This is a genomic window from Pseudomonas sp. FFPRI_1 (assembly GCF_055384485.1).
In genome coordinates this window covers 5,869,146-5,884,593 of sequence record NZ_AP029168.1, presented here as the reverse complement: position 1 = coordinate 5,884,593, position 15,448 = coordinate 5,869,146, and the positions used below count along the sequence as shown (strand labels likewise).

The following is a 15,448-nucleotide window of genomic DNA, read 5'->3' as shown; positions in this document are numbered from 1 at the left end:
GATGCTGCCGTTCTGGATTGCCTTGCAATTTCTCAGCAGCCTGCCGATCCGCCTGCCGGGGATGCCGCAGCCTGAAGAGCTGGGGCGCTCGCTGTTGTTCTATCCGCTGGTGGGGCTGTTGTTCGGCCTGCTGCTGTGGGGCTGCCATGCGCTGCTCGGTGGTACGCCTTTGCTGGTGCACGCGGCGCTGTTGCTGACGGTCTGGGTTCTACTCAGTGGCGGCCTGCACCTGGATGGGCTGGCGGACAGCGCCGATGCCTGGCTGGGCGGCTTCGGCGATCGGGAGCGGACCTTGAGCATCATGAAGGACCCCCGTAGCGGACCGATCGCCGTAGTGACCCTGGTGCTGCTGTTGCTGCTCAAGTTCACCGCCCTGGTGGCAGTGATCCAGCAGCAGCAAGGCTGGGCCTTGCTGTTGCCACCGTTGATCGGGCGAGCAGCCTTGCTGGGGCTGTTCCTCTGCACGCCGTATGTGCGTGCCGGAGGGTTGGGGCAGGCCTTGGCCGATCATCTACCCCGGCTTGCGGGGCGCCAGGTGCTGGGTTTGAGTGTGCTGGCCTGTTTGCTCTTGGGGGGCTACAACGGGCTGTGGGCGGTGCTCCTGGCAGTGGTGGTGTTCTTCTGGTTGCGGCACTTGATGATGAAGCGTTTGGGCGGCACTACTGGAGACACCGCGGGCGCCTTGCTGGAGTTGTTGGAGACCGTCGTCTTGCTGGGGCTGGTGGTGTTTTGAGCAGTGTCTGGGTTTGGCGAATTTTCTGAAAAATCTTGCCTTGGGTTAATCACGGGTATATACACGCATCATGCTTCCCTCTCAGTGTTTGTGCACCAACCTGCGACGCGCCGCCCGCGGCGTCAGCCGCTACTACGACGGCGCCCTCGACGGCTTCGGAATCAACGTCGCCCAGTATTCCTTGCTGAACAACCTGCTGCGTCTTGATCAGCCGAGCATTTCCAGCCTGGCTGAAGCCATGGGCCTGGACCGCAGTACGCTGGGGCGCAATGTACGGGTGCTGGAGGGCGCTGGGCTGGTCAGGCTGATGGAAGGTGATGATCAGCGTAATCGTCTGGTGCAGTTGACCGAGGCCGGACACGAGCGGCTGGTTGCGGCCTTGCCGGCCTGGGAAGCGGCCCAGCAGCGATTGATCGACCGCCTGGGTGTGGAAAAGCGTGAAACCTTGTTGGCCTTGCTGAACGAACTGGCTTGAAGCCATTTCGTTCGACTATAAGCGGGTATATACCCGTAACTGGAGAATAAAATGTCATCGATGTGGCGTACCAGCGGCTGGGTACTTCTGGGCAGTGCACTGATTCTGGCGTTGTCATTGGGCATCAGGCACGGTTTCGGACTGTTCCTGCCGCCCATGAGCGCTCAGTTTAGCTGGGGGCGTGAAGTTTTCGCTTTCGCTATCGCCCTGCAGAACCTGATCTGGGGCCTGGCCCAGCCGTTCACGGGGGCTTTGGCCGACCGCTTCGGTGCTGCCAAGGTGGTGCTAGTTGGTGCAGTGCTGTACGCCGTCGGGCTGGTGTTCATGGGGCTGTCGGATTCGGCCTTGTCGCTGTCCCTGAGTGCCGGCTTGCTGATCGGAATCGGTTTGTCCGGTACTTCGTTCTCGGTGATTCTCGGTGTCGTTGGCCGGGCGCTGCCACCAGAGAAACGCAGCATGGGCATGGGGCTTGCGAGCGCTGCGGGCTCTTTTGGTCAATTCGCCATGCTCCCTGGGACCCTGGGGCTGATCGGCTGGCTGGGCTGGTCGACGGCGTTGCTGGTGCTGGGGCTGTTGGTGGCGCTGATCGTGCCGCTGGTGAGCATGCTCAAGGACAAGCCGTTGCCGGTATTGGGCCATGAGCAGAGCCTGTCGCAGGCACTGCACGAGGCTTGTTCTCACTCCGGATTCTGGTTGCTGGCGTTCGGCTTCTTCGTCTGTGGCTTCCAAGTGGTGTTCATCGGCGTGCACCTGCCGGCTTACCTGGTGGATCAGCATCTGCCCGCCACTGTCGGGACCACGGTGCTGGCGCTGATCGGCCTGTTCAATATCTTCGGTACCTACACGGCCGGGTGGCTGGGGGGGCGGATGTCCAAGCCGCGCCTGCTGACCGGTCTGTATCTGTTGCGGGCGGTGGTGATCGCGCTGTTCCTGTGGCTGCCCGTGACTCAGACCAGTGCCTATCTGTTCGGCATGGCCATGGGCTTCTTGTGGCTGTCCACAGTCCCTTTGACCAACGGCACAGTGGCGACCTTGTTCGGAGTAAGAAACCTCTCCATGCTCGGCGGGATTGTCTTCCTGTTCCACCAGCTGGGATCTTTCCTTGGTGGCTGGCTCGGGGGCGTGGTGTATGACCGTACCGGGAGTTACGACTTGATCTGGCAAGTGGCGATTCTTCTCAGCCTGTTGGCTGCGGCCCTCAATTGGCCGGTACGCGAGCGCCCGGTGGCGCGCTTGCAGGCGAGTGCGGCGTGAAGCCATTGATCGGTTGGGCAGCCGGCCTGAGTGTCGGCATCCTGTTGTTGCTGTTGGCCTGGTGGGGCTGGCACCGCGGTGGGCTGGCCCTGATGCAACTGGGCATGGGTGCTTGCTAGGGCGGGGTGCAGACGAGTAACGTCGGTGCCTGACGACTTTTCAAGGACGCTGGGCATGGTTATGCGCTGGTTTGCTGTTCCTGCTTTACTCGTGGCGTTTACAGGTTCTGTCTGGGCGGCGGACTGTCCATCACTGCTGCAGGGCTCGCTGCCAAAGCTGCACGCCAAGGAATCCATCGATCTGTGCCAGCGTTTTGCCGGCAAGCCGCTGGTGGTGGTCAACACGGCCAGCTTCTGCGGCTTCGCTCCTCAATTCAAAGGCCTCGAGGAGTTGTACCAGCGCTACAAGGACCAAGGGCTGGAGGTGCTGGGTGTGCCGTCCAATGACTTCAAGCAGGAGTCCAAGGATGCTGCACAGACCGTCAAGGTCTGCTACGTCAATTACGGTGTGACCTTCACCATGATCGAGCCGCAGAAGGTTAGGGGAGCGGATGCGGTGCATCTGTTCAGGGTGCTGGCCGAGCAGAGCAGCGCGCCGAAGTGGAACTTCTACAAGTATGTGGTGGATCGTCAGGGCAATGTGATTGCCAACTTTTCCAGCCTGACCAAGCCGGATAATCCGGAGTTCATTGAAGCGGTGGAGAAGGCGTTGGCGTCGAAGCCCTGACTCGGTTCATTCAATGGCCAATAAAAAAACCCGCATGTGCGGGTTTTTTATTGGCTTGAAACTGCGCGATCTACCGTTCGTTAGAACTTGTAGGTAGCGCCCAGGCCATAGCCCCATGCGCTGTTCTGGTAGGTAGCGCTGTAGGCGTTGCCTTTGCCGGTTCTGTTGACGTTGACGTCTTCTTCCTTCAGGTAGGAAACCGCCAGGTCCAGGGTCAGGTCATCAGTCGGGCTGTAGCCGGCACCGAAGCTGATTGCCTTACGGTCACCGGTAGGGATACGTACGGAACGGTCGGTGTTGTTGGTTGGCGCCTGGTCAACCGAGAGGCCGCTGCGCAGAACCCACTCTTTGTTGACCTTGTAGGAGACACCTACAGCCGAGGCCCAGGTATCGTGCCAGTTCTGTGGCTCGGTGATGGTACCGACCGGGCCCCTGGAGCCGCCGAGCAGCGCAGGCACGCCTTCGTTGTTCACGGTGATGTCTTTCAGGCGGCTCCAGCGAGTCCAGGTGCTACCTGCGTAGACGGTCCACTGGTCATCCAGCTTCTGGGTGACCGAGAAGTCGACGACTTCCGGGGTGGTGATGTCCAGCGAAGCATCGTAACGGCCGCCGTTGAACGGACCAAAGCCCGGGCCGGCAATGTTGGTGTGGCCTTCGAGCTTGTACTTGACCTTCGAGTGGTAAGTCAGACCCAGACGAGTGGTCTCGGTAGGCTGCACGATAATACCGACGTTGTAGCCGATGGCGGTATCGTCACCCTTGATCTTCACGCTGCCGTCATTGCGGCCGAAGAGCGCAGGGTTTGGAAACGGGGTAGCAGAAGTCAGTTCACCGCTCAGGCGGTTGATGGTCGGACCAAAGCCGATCGACACCATGTCATTGAAGGCATAGCTGACAGTCGGTTGCAGAGTGACAACCTTGACTACGCTCTTGTCGCCGTAATAACGGCTGGCAGAGCTGGACTCATAGTTGGTAACCAGACCGAAGGGTGCATAGGCCCCCAGACCCAATGCCCAGCCGTTACCCAGTTGCTTGACGAAGAAGCCCATCGGAACCGTGGTGAACGGGACCATGTCGCCATCGCTGGTGCCGCCGGGTGGGCCGCCCTTGACGTTTTTCAGGTTGGTCTTGGCATCGATTGCTGCCACGCCGACAGTTACCTGGTCGCGTTTGAGCAGGGACATACCGGCAGGGTTGCCGTATACAGTGCTGGCATCTTCGGCAGAAGAAGAACGACCCGCGAAGCCGGTACCCATGCCGCTGATGCTTTGTTCGTTAAGAGCAAAGCCGCTGGCGAAAAGTTGGGTGGAAGCAAGTGCAACCGCGAGACTTATGGTGGATTTGAGCATTACTTTTTTCATTATTAGAACTCCTGATGATCACCGAGGCGAAAATTACCAACATTTCGGTCTCGGCGCTATAGGCTGCAACAGTTGATTTAGAGCGGTTTTGTAGGACAATCCGACCAGAATCGGCTTCTTTCTCCGATTTTGTAAAAGTCGTGGTCAGCAGGCGACCTGGCTTAACGGGGCAATACAGGTTTGCCAGGCGCAGGCGAAATCTCTTAAACGTCCTTGTGGTTGAAAGGTCTTCCTCCAGATACGGGCCATGCCGAGCAGATCGTCGGCAGCAGGGAGCGGGGTATGTTGTTCTTCCACCAGCAACCAGGCGATTGCGGTGGCGTAGCGCAGATTGACGGTCAGTTCCAGGTGTGGACCGCTGAGGAAGGCGTGCTGGCTGGCCAGCCCGCGAACCAGGCTGGCCCGTTCGGGATCCAGTGCCAGGTATTGATCCCAGAGGGCTTGGTGTCGTATTTCGGTGATGCGATACAGGCCGTGGCCGCGGCGATCGTGCAGGGCCGAGCCCAGCCCGGACTGGCTGGCGGCAATGCCCAGTAACAAGGCTTCAGCGGTTTTGCTATGGCTGCCCAGGTACATCAATGTCGGGCGGATGACATAGCGGCACAACTCGCTGGCGGCGATACCCATAAAGCCCTCGAGGATTGAAATGGCCGGCGAAACCTGAAGGGAGCTTGGCAGCGAGGAGAGGATCAGGTTTGCCGGAAGCGGCTCAGGCCGCTTGAGTTGAAGTGTAGTGTCATATCTGTGCTGTAAAGGATTGTTTTTAAAATATTTCTGTTCCCTTGTTATAAGCCTTATACCGATTGGTACTTTGGCCCAGATGGCCGGCTGGCAAATAACGGGCAATAAAAAGCCCCGCGATCAAGCGAGGCTTTTGAGGTTTTCAACGCTTTGGCGTATCAGGCCACCAGGGCCTGGCGCGTGCGCTCGATCACCGCCTGCAGCGGTTCAGCGCTGGAGTACTGGTCGGGGTACAGGCGTTCGCTGTGACGAGCGATGCCGTGTTCGTTGACCAGAGTGAAGCTGAAGCAGCCTTTGCGAGTGGCCATGATCAGGCAGTTCAACGGAGCAAAGGCGTGGGTTAGGGTGCGAATGGCATCCTGAGTCTGGATTTGAGTAGACATAATTATTAGGTGTTCCTACAAATGACACGGTTAAGAACCGTGCAACGTTAAAACGTTCCAGTAACGTCGACCACCATTGGTCAAACGAAGAACCCGACTGGAACAAAGCAGCCAGTTGCAGCGCTTTAATTAGGTTGCGCTAGGGCTGGCAGGTAGGTACTTAGGAGGGCAGGCAGCACAGCAAGGGCAAAGGTTCTGGGCCCAGGGTGGAGATCCTGATCAATTTGCAGGTTGGTTCGGTCAGAGTAAGTCATCACACTGCCTTTGAATTCGTTTCAAGGGCGGGATTGCGTTGAGTTTTACCTGGAAACCATCGAGGTGGTCGGTCCTTTAGGTTCGGCGTTGTTCTCGATTCGAGTAACTGCCGATGGGACTTGTTCGACCAGAATTGACTTTCAGCTTGGTACTAACGGCGAGAATTCTATTGAGTTGAACGGAAGAATGCAAGTGTGCTAGGAAAAAAATTGTCAGAGGGAGGAACCCGCTCGTGTCGAGTATGTAACCTGCACTGCTGTAGCGTGTACGAAAACGGTGCGTTACCGACGTTTGTTTCCGCGTGTTTGTGCACACTTGTTGCGCAGCGTGTCACCGCCTTGTCACCTTCCTTCCTGCAGTCCCTCTAGCCTGTCTCGAGAATTTAAGTCAATGATAAACATCGCTTTTTTTTACTGGTGAAAAAATCGTCAGTTTGACTGAAAGGCCCGTCTCATGGGCCTTTGGGAGGGTTGTGGAGGGGTTGTCCACTGAGTTATCCACAGCTTCTGTGGATTGTCCCAAGCGCTTGCTCTAGGACGGGCGTGCTGGCTCTTTTGGGCTTTACCCGTGCGAAAAAAGGAGTAGAGTGGCGCGCCTTCCGATCTGCCCCACAGTGCTTTATGAAGTTTCGCTCAGTATCACCTTCTGTTACCGCTCCCCCTGCCAGTGTTACCGAACCCAAGCGCTTTTCCCTGCGAGTCGCCCTGTGGCTGCTGGACAGTCCGCGTCTCGGAGATAACCCCAACGTCAAGCACTTTGCCGGACGCTTGCTCAAGCAGCCGGCCCGGGAAGGCGTGGTCGCGGCGCAAAGTCGCCTGGGCCAGTTGATGTGCCGTGAGTGTGGCAACGCCCGGGACCGGCGCATCGGCCATGATCTGCTGCGCCAGGCCGCCCGTGCCGGCGATCGTCGCGCTCAGCAGGAGCTGGGCCGGATCGAAGACTGAGCTGTCCAACACTCGGTGGCTTGGTTAACCTTCATTTCTTCTTTCGATGACAGGAATCGCTATGGCTATGGACTTGACCAGCATGCTGCTTGGCCTGGCGGGAGCGGCATTGCCGCTACTGGTACTGGCCTGGCAACTGCAGCGTCGTGCCAATTCCTACCAGAATGAACTGTCTTTGCTGGAAGAGCGCCTGGCCACGGCTCAACTGGCCCAGGAAGGGCTGGCAGCGCAATTGGACGCCAGTCGCGATGAAGTCAGCGACCTGAGCCAGGCCAATGCCCTCAAGCAAGCGGACCTGGCGGCCTTGGGCCGGGAAGTCGAGTTGCTGCAGGTCGAGCGGGACAATGCTCGCGATGCCGCCCATGCCTGGAACCTGGAACGCGCGGCCAAAGAAAACGAGTTGCGCCGCCTGGATGCCCTGGCTGCTTCACTGCATGCCGAACTGCGCGAACAGCAGGAAAGCCACCAGCAGCGCCTGGCGGATTTGCAGGGTTCCCGGGATGAATTGCGTGCGCAGTTCGCCGAGTTGGCGGGCAAGATCTTCGATGAACGCGAGCAGCGCTTCGCCGAAACCAGCCAGCAGCGCCTCGGGCAGTTGCTCGACCCGCTCAAGGAACGCATCCAGTCCTTCGAGAAACGTGTCGAGGAAAGCTATCAGGCCGAGGCTCGGGAGCGTTTTTCCCTGGCCAAGGAACTGGAGCGCCTGCAGCAGTTGAACCTGCGCCTGAGCGATGAGGCCACCAACCTGACCCGCGCCCTCAAGGGGCAGAAGACCCAGGGCAACTGGGGGGAGCTGATTCTCGAGCGGGTGCTGGAACATGCGGGCCTGGAGAAGGGCCGCGAATACCAGACCCAGGTCAGCCTCAAGGGGCCGGATGGCGAGCGCTTCCAGCCCGATGTGCTGATCATGCTGCCCGGCGACAAGCAGGTGGTGGTGGACTCCAAGGTCAGCCTCACGGCCTATCAGCAATATGTCGGCAGCGACGATCCGCAAATCGCCCAGGCGGCCTTGAAACAGCATGTGCTGTCCCTGCGCAATCACGTCAAGGGCCTGTCCGATAAGGACTACAAGCGCCTCGAAGGTTTGCACAGTCTCGACTTCGTCCTGCTGTTCGTGCCGATCGAGGCCGCGTTCTCTTGCGCCCTGCAGGCTGAGCCCAACCTGTTCCAGGAAGCCTTTGATCGGCATATCGTGATTGTCAGCCCCACTACCTTGCTTGCGACCCTGCGGGTGATCGACAGCCTGTGGAAGCAGGAGCGGCAGAGCCAGAATGCCCGGGAAATCGCCGAGCGTGCGGGCTGGCTCTATGACAAGTTCGTGCTGTTCATCCAGGACCTGGATGAAGTCGGCAACCGCTTGCAGCAACTGGACAAGGCCTATTGCGCGGCACGCAATAAACTGACCGACGGACGCGGCAACCTGGTCAGCCGCAGCGAGCAGCTGCGGTTGCTCGGTGCGCGTGCCAGCAAGAGCTTGCCGGCGGACTTGCTGGAACGTGCCATGACCGATGCTGAAGGGCGGGAGCTGGAGCTGCCGGAGTAGGCGGTTGCCTGGCCATCATCCCAAAGGCAAGTGCCTACTGAGCAGGGCGCGCAACGCCGCGGGCTTCACCGGCTTGGCCAGGTAGTCCAGGCCCGCGGCATGTACCTGGGCCACCATCTCGGGACGCCCATCGGCGCTGATCACCACCCCGGGCACCGGTTCGCCCAGTTGTGTGCGTAACCAGGCCATGACCTGGGTGCCGGTTTCACCGTCATCCAGGTGATAGTCCACCAGCGCCAGCTGCGGACGGATGCCTTCCTTGAGCAGCGCGGCACATTCCTCGCGGTTGCGCGCGGTCCATACCTGGCAGCCCCAGCGGGTGAGCAGGCTGTTCATGCCGATCAGGATGCTGTCTTCATTGTCCACGCAGAGCACTTGCCCACCGTTTAGCGACTGGCCGTTGGCTTCGGCGCTCTTGCCGGGAGCGACCACGCTGGTACGGGCGAGAGGAATGCTGACGCTGAACACGCTGCCTTTACCGGGCCAGGAGCGCACCCGCAGGGGGTGGCCGAGCACGCGACACAGGCCATCGGCGATCGCCAGGCCCAGCCCCAGGCCTTTTTCGGCGCGGGTCTGGTGGCTGTCCAGGCGCTTGAACTCTTCGAATATCACCTGCTGCTTGTCCAGGGGAATGCCCGGGCCTCGATCCCAGACCTCCAGGCTCAACGAGTCGCCTCGACGGCGCACCCCCAGCAGCACCGGGCCTTTGGCGTAGCGGAAAGCGTTGGTCAGGAAGTTCTGCAAGACCCGTCGCAGCAGCTTGCTGTCGCTGTCCACGCGCAGGCGGCTGCCCCGTACGCGAAATTGCAGGCCCTGCTCCTGGGCCAGGGCCTTGAATTCGGCGCCCAAGGTATCGAACAGCTCATTGAGGGCAAAGGGCTTGCGGTCAGGGGTGATCTTGCCGTTTTCCAGGCGCGAAATGTCCAGCAGGTCGCTGATCAGGTCTTCCGCGGAACGCAGCGAACTGTCCAGGTGCTGCACCAGTTGCTGGGCTTCGGCGGACAGGCCGTCGTCCTGGTGGGACAGGGCAGCGGAGAACAGGCGTGCGGCGTTCAAGGGCTGCATCAGGTCGTGGCTGACCGCGGCCAGAAAGCGCGTCTTCGACTGGTTGGCGGCTTCCGCCGTACCCTTGGCTTCGGTCAACGCCGCGTTGAGTTGGGACAGCTCGTGGGTGCGTTCTGCCACCCGTTGTTCCAGGCCTTCATTGGCCTCGGTGAGGGCCTGTTCGGCTTCGCGGAATGGGGTGATGTCGGTGAAGCTCATGACGAAGCCGCCACCGGGCATCGGGTTGCCGATGAGTTCGATGACTCGGCCGTTGGGGAACAGTCGCTCGGAGGTGTGGGCGCGGCCCTGGCGCATCCAGTGCAGGCGCCGGGCTACATGGACTTCGGCCTCGCCGGGGCCGCACAGGCCGCGTTCGGCATTGTGGCGGATGATGTCGGCTATCGGCCGGCCGACGCTGATCAGGCCTTCGGGGTAGTTGAACAGTTCCAGGTAGCGTCGGTTCCAGGCCACCAGTTTCAGCGACTGGTCGACCACGCTGATGCCCTGGGTGATGTTCTCGATCGCTCCTTGCAGCAGGGCGCGGTTGAACTGCAGCACTTCGGAGGCTTCATCGGCGATGCGCACCACGTCCTCGAGCTGCATTTCCCGGCCTTCGATGGCCGCCTTGACTACTGCGCGGGTCGAAGAGGCGCCGAGGACGCCGGCCAGCAAGCGTTCGGTGTGGGCGATCCATTCGCCGTCGGCGTTCTGGTTCGGGTTGAAGCCTTTGCCCTGGCGGTAGGCGAAGCGGATGAAGCTCTGGCGCGCGCGTTCTTCACCGACAAAGCGCGCGGCGAGCTTCAGCAGGTCGTCGATCTGCACCGAGAGCATCGAGCGGGAGCTAAGGCGGCTGCTGATTTCCTGGCCGATAAAGCGTCCGGCCTGCCAGTGTTCCGAGACCCGGGTGCGTGACAGCACCGAGACCCAGGCAAACAGGGTGAAGTTGCCGGCCAGGGACAACACCACGCCTTGGGTCAATGGGGTGATCGGCAGGCCCAATGGGTTGCCGTGCAGCCAGGCCAGGCCCGGGAAACTGCTCAGGGACCAACCCAGGCTGTGGGCCGCGATCGGCAGGACCAGGGTGTAGAACCAGATGAAGGTGCCGGCCGCGAGTCCGGCGAATACACCACGGCGGTTGGCCTGTTTCCAGTACAGCGAGCCGAGCATGGCGGGGGCTAGCTGGGTCACGGCAGCGAAGGCGATCTGGCCAATCGTGGCCAGGCTTGCGGTAGAGCCCAGCAGGCGATAACTGACATAGGCCAGCAGCAAAATGACCACGATGCTGACCCGGCGCACCGAGAGCATCCAGTGGCGGAACACTTCGAAGGGCCGCTCGGCATTCTTGTGTCGCAACAGCCACGGCAGCAGCATGTCGTTGGAGACCATGGTCGACAGCGCCACGCTGGCGACGATCACCATGCCAGTGGCGGCCGAAGCGCCGCCGATGAAGGCCAGCAGGGCCAGGGCCGGATGGGACTGGGCCAGGGGCAGGCTGATGACGAAGGAGTCCGGCAGCACGCTGCTGGGCAGGAGCATCTGCCCGGCCAGGGCAATAGGCACGACGAACAGTGCGGCCAGGGCCAGGTAGGCGGGAAACACCCATTTGGCCAGGCGCAGGTCCTGGGGTTCGATGTTCTCCACCACGGTGACGTGGAACTGCCGGGGCAGGCAGATGATCGCCATCATGGCCACGCCGGTCTGGACCACCATCGACGGCCAATTGATGGTTTCCTTCCAGTACTGCTCCAGGCGGGGAGCGAGCATGGCCTGGTTGAACAGGTCGTCGAAACCGTCGTACAGGCCAAAGGTCACGAAGGCGCCGACGGCGAGGAAGGCAAACAGCTTGACCAGGGATTCGAAGGCGATTGCCAGCACCATGCCCCGGTGGTGTTCGGTGGCATCGAGGTTGCGGGTGCCGAAGACGATGGTGAACAGCGCCAGGATCAGTGACACGATCAGTGCGGTGTCCTGGGCCCGGGTACCCATGGCGTCGGCGCCGGCGCCGATCAGCAGGTTGACCCCGAGCACGATGCCCTTGAGCTGCAGGGCTATATAGGGCAGTACCCCCACCAGGCAGATCAAGGCCACCACTACGGCCAGGGACTGGGACTTGCCATAGCGGGCAGCAATGAAGTCGGCGATGGAGGTGATGTTCTCCTGCTTGCTGATCATCACCATTTTCTGCAGCACCCAGGGGGCGAGTACCAGCAGGAGGATGGGGCCGAGGTAGATCGGCAGGAAGGCCCAGAGTTGTTCGGCGGCCTGGCCGACCGCGCCAAAGAAGGTCCAGCTGGTGCAATAGACCGCCAGCGACAGGCTGTATACCCAGGCACGCACTCGTGGCGGCAGTGGCGTGCTGCGACGGTCGCCGTAGAAGGCGATGGCGAACATGATGGCCATATAGGCCAGGGCAACGGCGGCAATCAGCCCGCTGGACAACGACATGGCAACTCCGAAACAAAGACACCGGGCACCTCAGCCCGGCCAGACAGTCTGGCACGATGTCGGGTTGGCGTCAGTGTCGACCAAGGTATCAGCGCGGCCTGATGTCGCAGGTCGAGGCGTGGCCTCAGGGTGATGGCTGCAGGGCCAGTTCGATCAACTCATGCAACTCTTGCACCGGCAGGGGCGTGGCGGCAAACAGGATCCGGAACACGGAAGGAGCCACCAGCAGGTTGAGCAGGCGGTCGATACTCGGTAGTGCGGTTTCGGTGCCCTGATACCGCTCAACAATGACCTGGAGCTGTTCGCTGAGAATGCTCACGCAATAACCCGGTGTGGCACTGCACTGCACATCACGCATCATGTTGCGCCCAGGCTCCGAGCTCATCTCGTCCAGGTATTGCTCGGCCCAGGCCTGCAGGTCGCCGCGCAGGCTGCCGGTGTTGAGCGGCTCGCTGTCGGGGCGCATGCGCGCCAGGGCAACATCGGCCAACAGCGCCGACAGATCACCCCAGCGACGATAGATGGTGGAGGGCGTGACGCCGGCCCGGGCAGCAATCTGCGGCACCGTCAGGGTCGAGCGATCCTGCTCTTCGAGGAGCTCGCGGATTGCCGAGTGAATGGATTCCTGGACCCGGGCGCTGCGGCCGCCTGGGCGTAAACCTTCTTTAATAGCCATGGGATCGAACCTTAACACAAAGAATTTGCTTTAAGCGCTTGGCGGTAGCACACTTCGCAAAAGCAAAATATTAGCTTTAGTGGAGCGTGCTTATGCCTGGTGCCATCGACACTTGCGTGTCCAAACGTCGCAGTCTGGTGTTTCTGGCCGTGACCCTGCTCAGTTTTCTGGCCGCCTCCAGCGTGCCGACTCCCTTGTATCACCTGTATCAGGAGTCCCTGCATTTCTCTGCGGCGGTCCTGACCCTGGTATTCGGAGTCTATGCCCTGAGCTTGCTGGCAGCCTTGCTGACGGTGGGGTCGCTGTCGGACCACCTGGGGCGGCGTCCGGTGATCTTCGTTGCCTTGGTGCTCAACATTCTGGCGATGTTGCTGTTTATCAATGAAAGTGGCGTGCAGTGGCTGTTGGCGGCGCGGGTGATGCAGGGGTTTGCCACGGGCATGGCCACCAGCGTGCTCGGTGCTGCGTTGCTGGACACCGATCGTCAGCAAGGGCCGCTGGTCAACAGTGTTGCGCCGCTGCTGGGCATGGCATGCGGTGCCATGGGAGCGAGCCTGCTGGTGGAGTTTGCACCGCTGCCGCTGCAACTGAGTTACTGGCTGCTGCTGGGGGTGTTTGTGGTCCAGGCCCTGTATGTCTGGCGGCTGCCCGAGAGCGTGAGCCGGCAACCCGGTGCCTGGACGTCGTTGCGGCCCAGGCTGCATGTGCCGCCGCAAGCACGGCGAGCCTTGTGGTTGGCCTTGCCGGTGGATGTGGCGGTCTGGGCGGTGGGTGGTTTCTACCTGTCCCTGGCACCTTCCCTGGTGCGCGCGGCCACCGGCTCCACGTCGAATCTGATCGGGGGAGGGCTAGTGGCCGTGCTGACGCTTAGTGGCGCACTGATGATCTTCACCTTGCGCCAGCGTCCAGCGGACAAGGTCTTGCGCCTGGGGGCCGGACTGCTGGCCTTGGGGGTGATATTGATTCTCGGTGCGGTGCACAGTGCCAGCCTGACGCTGTTCTTTTTCGGCACTCTGGTCCTGGGCAGCGGTTTTGGTGGCGGTTTTCTCGGTGCGTTGCGCAGCGTGGTGCCCCTGGCCTTGCCCCACGAGCGTGCGGGCTTGATGTCGGCATTTTATGTGTTGAGTTACCTGGCTTTTTGCCTGCCGGCGTTGTTGGCAGGCAGCCTGACCCGCAGTTTCGGCCTTATTGCCACGACTGATGGTTATGGGGTGGTGCTGATCCTGTTGTCATTGGGGGCTCTGCTGGTCCTGATGCGTCGGCGTCCGGCTGCGGCCTGTGGCGCAGCGCCGGGGCTCTGAGCCAGGGCACTGGAGAGGGGGGAATTGTGCTCGATAGGCCGAAGGGGAGAGGCGCAGTGTGGCGTTGAAACACTGGCGCATGGACAGGGCACTGGCAAAGCCTGATTCCGCGGCAATGGTTTCGATGCTCAGTGGGCTGGTTTCCAGCAGTCGCTGGGCCTGGCTCAAGCGCCGGTCCTGTAGCCACTGGCCGACGGTGGTGCCGGTCAGTTGGCGAAAGTGGCGGGTGAAGGAGCGCCGGCTCATGGTCACGCGTTCCGCGAGCGCATCCAGTGAGTGATCGCGGGTGAAGTTCTGTCCCAGCCATTGCAGGAGCTGCCCCATGCGATCCTGTTCGCCCGCTTGGGGCATGGGACGTTCGATGAACTGTGCCTGACCGCCGCTACGGTGGGGAGCGATGACCAGGCGGCGAGCCAGCTTGTGGGTGCTTTGGGCGCCGCACAGTTGTTGCAGCAGGTAGAGGCAGCAGTCGAGCCCGGCGACTGTGCCGGCTGACGTCAGCAAGGTCCCCGCTTCGGCATACAGCACTGTGGCATCCAGGGCTACCCGCGGGTATTTCTCGGTAAATGCCTGGGCCCAGTGCCAGTGGGTGGTGGCCTTGTGGTCGTCCAGCAGCCCGGTCTCGGCCAGGACAAACGCCCCCAGGCACAGTCCCACCAGACGAGCGCCCCGTTGATGGGCATTACACAGTTCGTCGAGCAGCGCCTGGGGCGGGCGCTCCAGGCTGTCGCGCCAGGAGGGCATGATGATCACGTCGGCGTCGCGCAGCTCACTCAAGTCGTGATGCACAGTGATATCGAAGCCGGCGGAGGTTCGCAGCGGGGGCTGCTCGAATGCGCAGACTCGCACCTGAAAGGGTGGCAAGCCGAGATCCTGGCGTTGTTCATCGAATACCAGCAACGGCACCGACAAATGAAAGGGGCTGATGCCATCGAAGGCGATCACCGCAATGCGCAAGGGCGGATCGGCTGGGTTGTGCATGGCTGTATCTGCTTGAGGATCTGGCCCGATTCTATCGAAACATGGCTATCGGGCCACTTATTAAAATCACCGACTCTGTCCACCATGCGGGCTCATTCTCGGTGCTCAAGGAGCCTTCCATGTCCTCGCTATTTCATCGTCTTCTGATCGGCCTTGGCCTGTGCCAGAGGGAGGGACATTCTGCCTCGTTACGGGGTGGTCAGTCCGGTGCTTGTGTCGAGCGGCCAGACATTACGGAGTCAGGCATTGAGGTGGTTCGCAGTGCAGATTTTGTCGCTGAGCGAGCCTGGGCGGCTCTGGATATCGCCAGCATGAACGGTATCAGTACGCGCCTGCACTGGACCGACCAGCCCTATCAATGGCACATCAACGACGGCCAGGAAGTGTTCGTGGTGCTCAGTGGCCAAGTGCGGATGGGCTATCGCCACGCGGGGCGGGAGCAGGCAGTGTTGCTGGAGGCTGGAGATATTTTCCATGCCGGCATCGGCGCCGAGCATATGGCCTGTCCTCTCGGCGTCGCCAGGGTGTTGGTGATCGAGTCCGAGGGCAGTGTGTAACTTTAATATTGGTGAAATAGATAACAGAT

At 61.1% G+C, this 15,448-nt stretch carries 15 protein-coding genes; 9 read left to right on the top strand and 6 right to left on the bottom strand.

The annotated features are described in order from the left end of the window. The first annotated feature begins 1 nt into the window (after nucleotide 1). The 5 genes from ACZ5BO_RS26100 to ACZ5BO_RS26080 all read left to right on the top strand — a co-directional run bounded on the left by ACZ5BO_RS26100 (nucleotide 2) and on the right by ACZ5BO_RS26080 (nucleotide 3,188). The gene (locus ACZ5BO_RS26100) at nucleotides 2-733 is read left to right on the top strand and encodes an adenosylcobinamide-GDP ribazoletransferase (protein ID WP_464696943.1); all 732 of its coding nucleotides are present in this window, start codon (nucleotides 2-4) and stop codon (nucleotides 731-733) included. A 70-nt stretch (nucleotides 734-803) separates the two neighbouring features. Continuing rightward, entirely contained in the window at nucleotides 804-1,208 is a 405-nt protein-coding gene (locus tag ACZ5BO_RS26095) for a MarR family winged helix-turn-helix transcriptional regulator (protein WP_025127030.1), read from the top strand. 51 nt (nucleotides 1,209-1,259) lie between these two features. Beyond that, nucleotides 1,260-2,462, top strand: coding sequence for an MFS transporter (locus ACZ5BO_RS26090; RefSeq protein WP_464696942.1), 1,203 nt, complete (start codon nucleotides 1,260-1,262; stop codon nucleotides 2,460-2,462). Beyond that, nucleotides 2,459-2,581, top strand: a complete 123-nt coding sequence (locus ACZ5BO_RS26085) for a hypothetical protein (protein ID WP_256244284.1) — start codon at nucleotides 2,459-2,461, stop codon at nucleotides 2,579-2,581. The genes ACZ5BO_RS26090 and ACZ5BO_RS26085 overlap by 4 nt, the downstream gene beginning before the upstream one ends. Before the next feature lie 55 nt (nucleotides 2,582-2,636). Beyond that, nucleotides 2,637-3,188, top strand: coding sequence for a glutathione peroxidase (locus tag ACZ5BO_RS26080; RefSeq protein ID WP_464701383.1), 552 nt, complete (start codon nucleotides 2,637-2,639; stop codon nucleotides 3,186-3,188). 80 nt (nucleotides 3,189-3,268) lie between these two features. Here the strand turns inward: ACZ5BO_RS26080 and ACZ5BO_RS26075 are convergent, their stop codons facing one another. From ACZ5BO_RS26075 to ACZ5BO_RS26065, 3 genes are all read right to left on the bottom strand, one after another. Then, nucleotides 3,269-4,549 (bottom strand): OmpP1/FadL family transporter, encoded by a 1,281-nt coding sequence (locus ACZ5BO_RS26075; protein ID WP_025127033.1) that lies wholly within the window; start codon nucleotides 4,547-4,549, stop codon nucleotides 3,269-3,271. A 144-nt stretch (nucleotides 4,550-4,693) separates the two neighbouring features. Beyond that, nucleotides 4,694-5,176 carry a hypothetical protein gene (locus ACZ5BO_RS26070; protein ID WP_025127034.1) on the bottom strand — a complete coding sequence of 161 codons (483 nt, stop codon included), beginning with the start codon at nucleotides 5,174-5,176 and terminating at the stop codon, nucleotides 4,694-4,696. Between the two features lie 272 nt (nucleotides 5,177-5,448). After that, nucleotides 5,449-5,673, bottom strand: a complete 225-nt coding sequence (locus ACZ5BO_RS26065) for a hypothetical protein (protein ID WP_025127035.1) — start codon at nucleotides 5,671-5,673, stop codon at nucleotides 5,449-5,451. A gap of 875 nt (nucleotides 5,674-6,548) precedes the next feature. Here ACZ5BO_RS26065 and ACZ5BO_RS26060 point away from each other — a divergent pair. Next, on the top strand, nucleotides 6,549-6,872 hold the full coding sequence (locus ACZ5BO_RS26060) for an SEL1-like repeat protein (protein WP_081818603.1): 324 nt from the start codon (nucleotides 6,549-6,551) through the stop codon (nucleotides 6,870-6,872). A 175-nt stretch (nucleotides 6,873-7,047) separates the two neighbouring features. After that, nucleotides 7,048-8,415 carry a DNA recombination protein RmuC gene (locus ACZ5BO_RS26055; protein WP_177330236.1) on the top strand — a complete coding sequence of 456 codons (1,368 nt, stop codon included), beginning with the start codon at nucleotides 7,048-7,050 and terminating at the stop codon, nucleotides 8,413-8,415. A gap of 15 nt (nucleotides 8,416-8,430) precedes the next feature. Here the strand turns inward: ACZ5BO_RS26055 and ACZ5BO_RS26050 are convergent, their stop codons facing one another. Continuing rightward, on the bottom strand, nucleotides 8,431-11,904 hold the full coding sequence (locus tag ACZ5BO_RS26050; protein ID WP_464696941.1) for a hybrid sensor histidine kinase/response regulator: 3,474 nt from the start codon (nucleotides 11,902-11,904) through the stop codon (nucleotides 8,431-8,433). A gap of 124 nt (nucleotides 11,905-12,028) precedes the next feature. Then, nucleotides 12,029-12,580 carry a TetR/AcrR family transcriptional regulator gene (locus tag ACZ5BO_RS26045; RefSeq protein WP_025127039.1) on the bottom strand — a complete coding sequence of 184 codons (552 nt, stop codon included), beginning with the start codon at nucleotides 12,578-12,580 and terminating at the stop codon, nucleotides 12,029-12,031. A 92-nt stretch (nucleotides 12,581-12,672) separates the two neighbouring features. On the opposite strand from ACZ5BO_RS26045, the gene ACZ5BO_RS26040 reads away from it, so the two are divergent. Beyond that, nucleotides 12,673-13,881 (top strand): MFS transporter, encoded by a 1,209-nt coding sequence (locus ACZ5BO_RS26040; RefSeq protein WP_464696938.1) that lies wholly within the window; start codon nucleotides 12,673-12,675, stop codon nucleotides 13,879-13,881. Here ACZ5BO_RS26040 and ACZ5BO_RS26035 read toward each other — a convergent pair. Next, on the bottom strand, nucleotides 13,810-14,862 hold the full coding sequence (locus ACZ5BO_RS26035) for a GlxA family transcriptional regulator (protein ID WP_464696937.1): 1,053 nt from the start codon (nucleotides 14,860-14,862) through the stop codon (nucleotides 13,810-13,812). The genes ACZ5BO_RS26040 and ACZ5BO_RS26035 overlap by 72 nt on opposite strands. Nucleotides 14,863-15,107: 245 nt before the next feature. Here ACZ5BO_RS26035 and ACZ5BO_RS26030 point away from each other — a divergent pair, with 245 nt between their 5' ends. After that, nucleotides 15,108-15,419 carry a cupin gene (locus ACZ5BO_RS26030; RefSeq protein ID WP_464701380.1) on the top strand — a complete coding sequence of 104 codons (312 nt, stop codon included), beginning with the start codon at nucleotides 15,108-15,110 and terminating at the stop codon, nucleotides 15,417-15,419. The last annotated feature ends 29 nt before the right edge of the window (nucleotides 15,420-15,448 follow it).

Coding starts and splice junctions, on each gene's coding strand:
- ACZ5BO_RS26100 (WP_464696943.1), top strand. CDS start 2: ATGCTGCCGTTCTGGATTGCCTTGCAATTTCTCAGCAGCCTGCCGATC.
- ACZ5BO_RS26095 (WP_025127030.1), top strand. CDS start 804: ATGCTTCCCTCTCAGTGTTTGTGCACCAACCTGCGACGCGCCGCCCGC.
- ACZ5BO_RS26090 (WP_464696942.1), top strand. CDS start 1,260: ATGTCATCGATGTGGCGTACCAGCGGCTGGGTACTTCTGGGCAGTGCA.
- ACZ5BO_RS26080 (WP_464701383.1), top strand. CDS start 2,637: ATGGTTATGCGCTGGTTTGCTGTTCCTGCTTTACTCGTGGCGTTTACA.
- ACZ5BO_RS26075 (WP_025127033.1), bottom strand. CDS start 4,549: ATGAAAAAAGTAATGCTCAAATCCACCATAAGTCTCGCGGTTGCACTT.
- ACZ5BO_RS26070 (WP_025127034.1), bottom strand. CDS start 5,176: ATGGGTATCGCCGCCAGCGAGTTGTGCCGCTATGTCATCCGCCCGACA.
- ACZ5BO_RS26065 (WP_025127035.1), bottom strand. CDS start 5,673: ATGTCTACTCAAATCCAGACTCAGGATGCCATTCGCACCCTAACCCAC.
- ACZ5BO_RS26060 (WP_081818603.1), top strand. CDS start 6,549: ATGAAGTTTCGCTCAGTATCACCTTCTGTTACCGCTCCCCCTGCCAGT.
- ACZ5BO_RS26050 (WP_464696941.1), bottom strand. CDS start 11,904: ATGTCGTTGTCCAGCGGGCTGATTGCCGCCGTTGCCCTGGCCTATATG.
- ACZ5BO_RS26045 (WP_025127039.1), bottom strand. CDS start 12,580: ATGGCTATTAAAGAAGGTTTACGCCCAGGCGGCCGCAGCGCCCGGGTC.
- ACZ5BO_RS26040 (WP_464696938.1), top strand. CDS start 12,673: ATGCCTGGTGCCATCGACACTTGCGTGTCCAAACGTCGCAGTCTGGTG.
- ACZ5BO_RS26035 (WP_464696937.1), bottom strand. CDS start 14,862: ATGCACAACCCAGCCGATCCGCCCTTGCGCATTGCGGTGATCGCCTTC.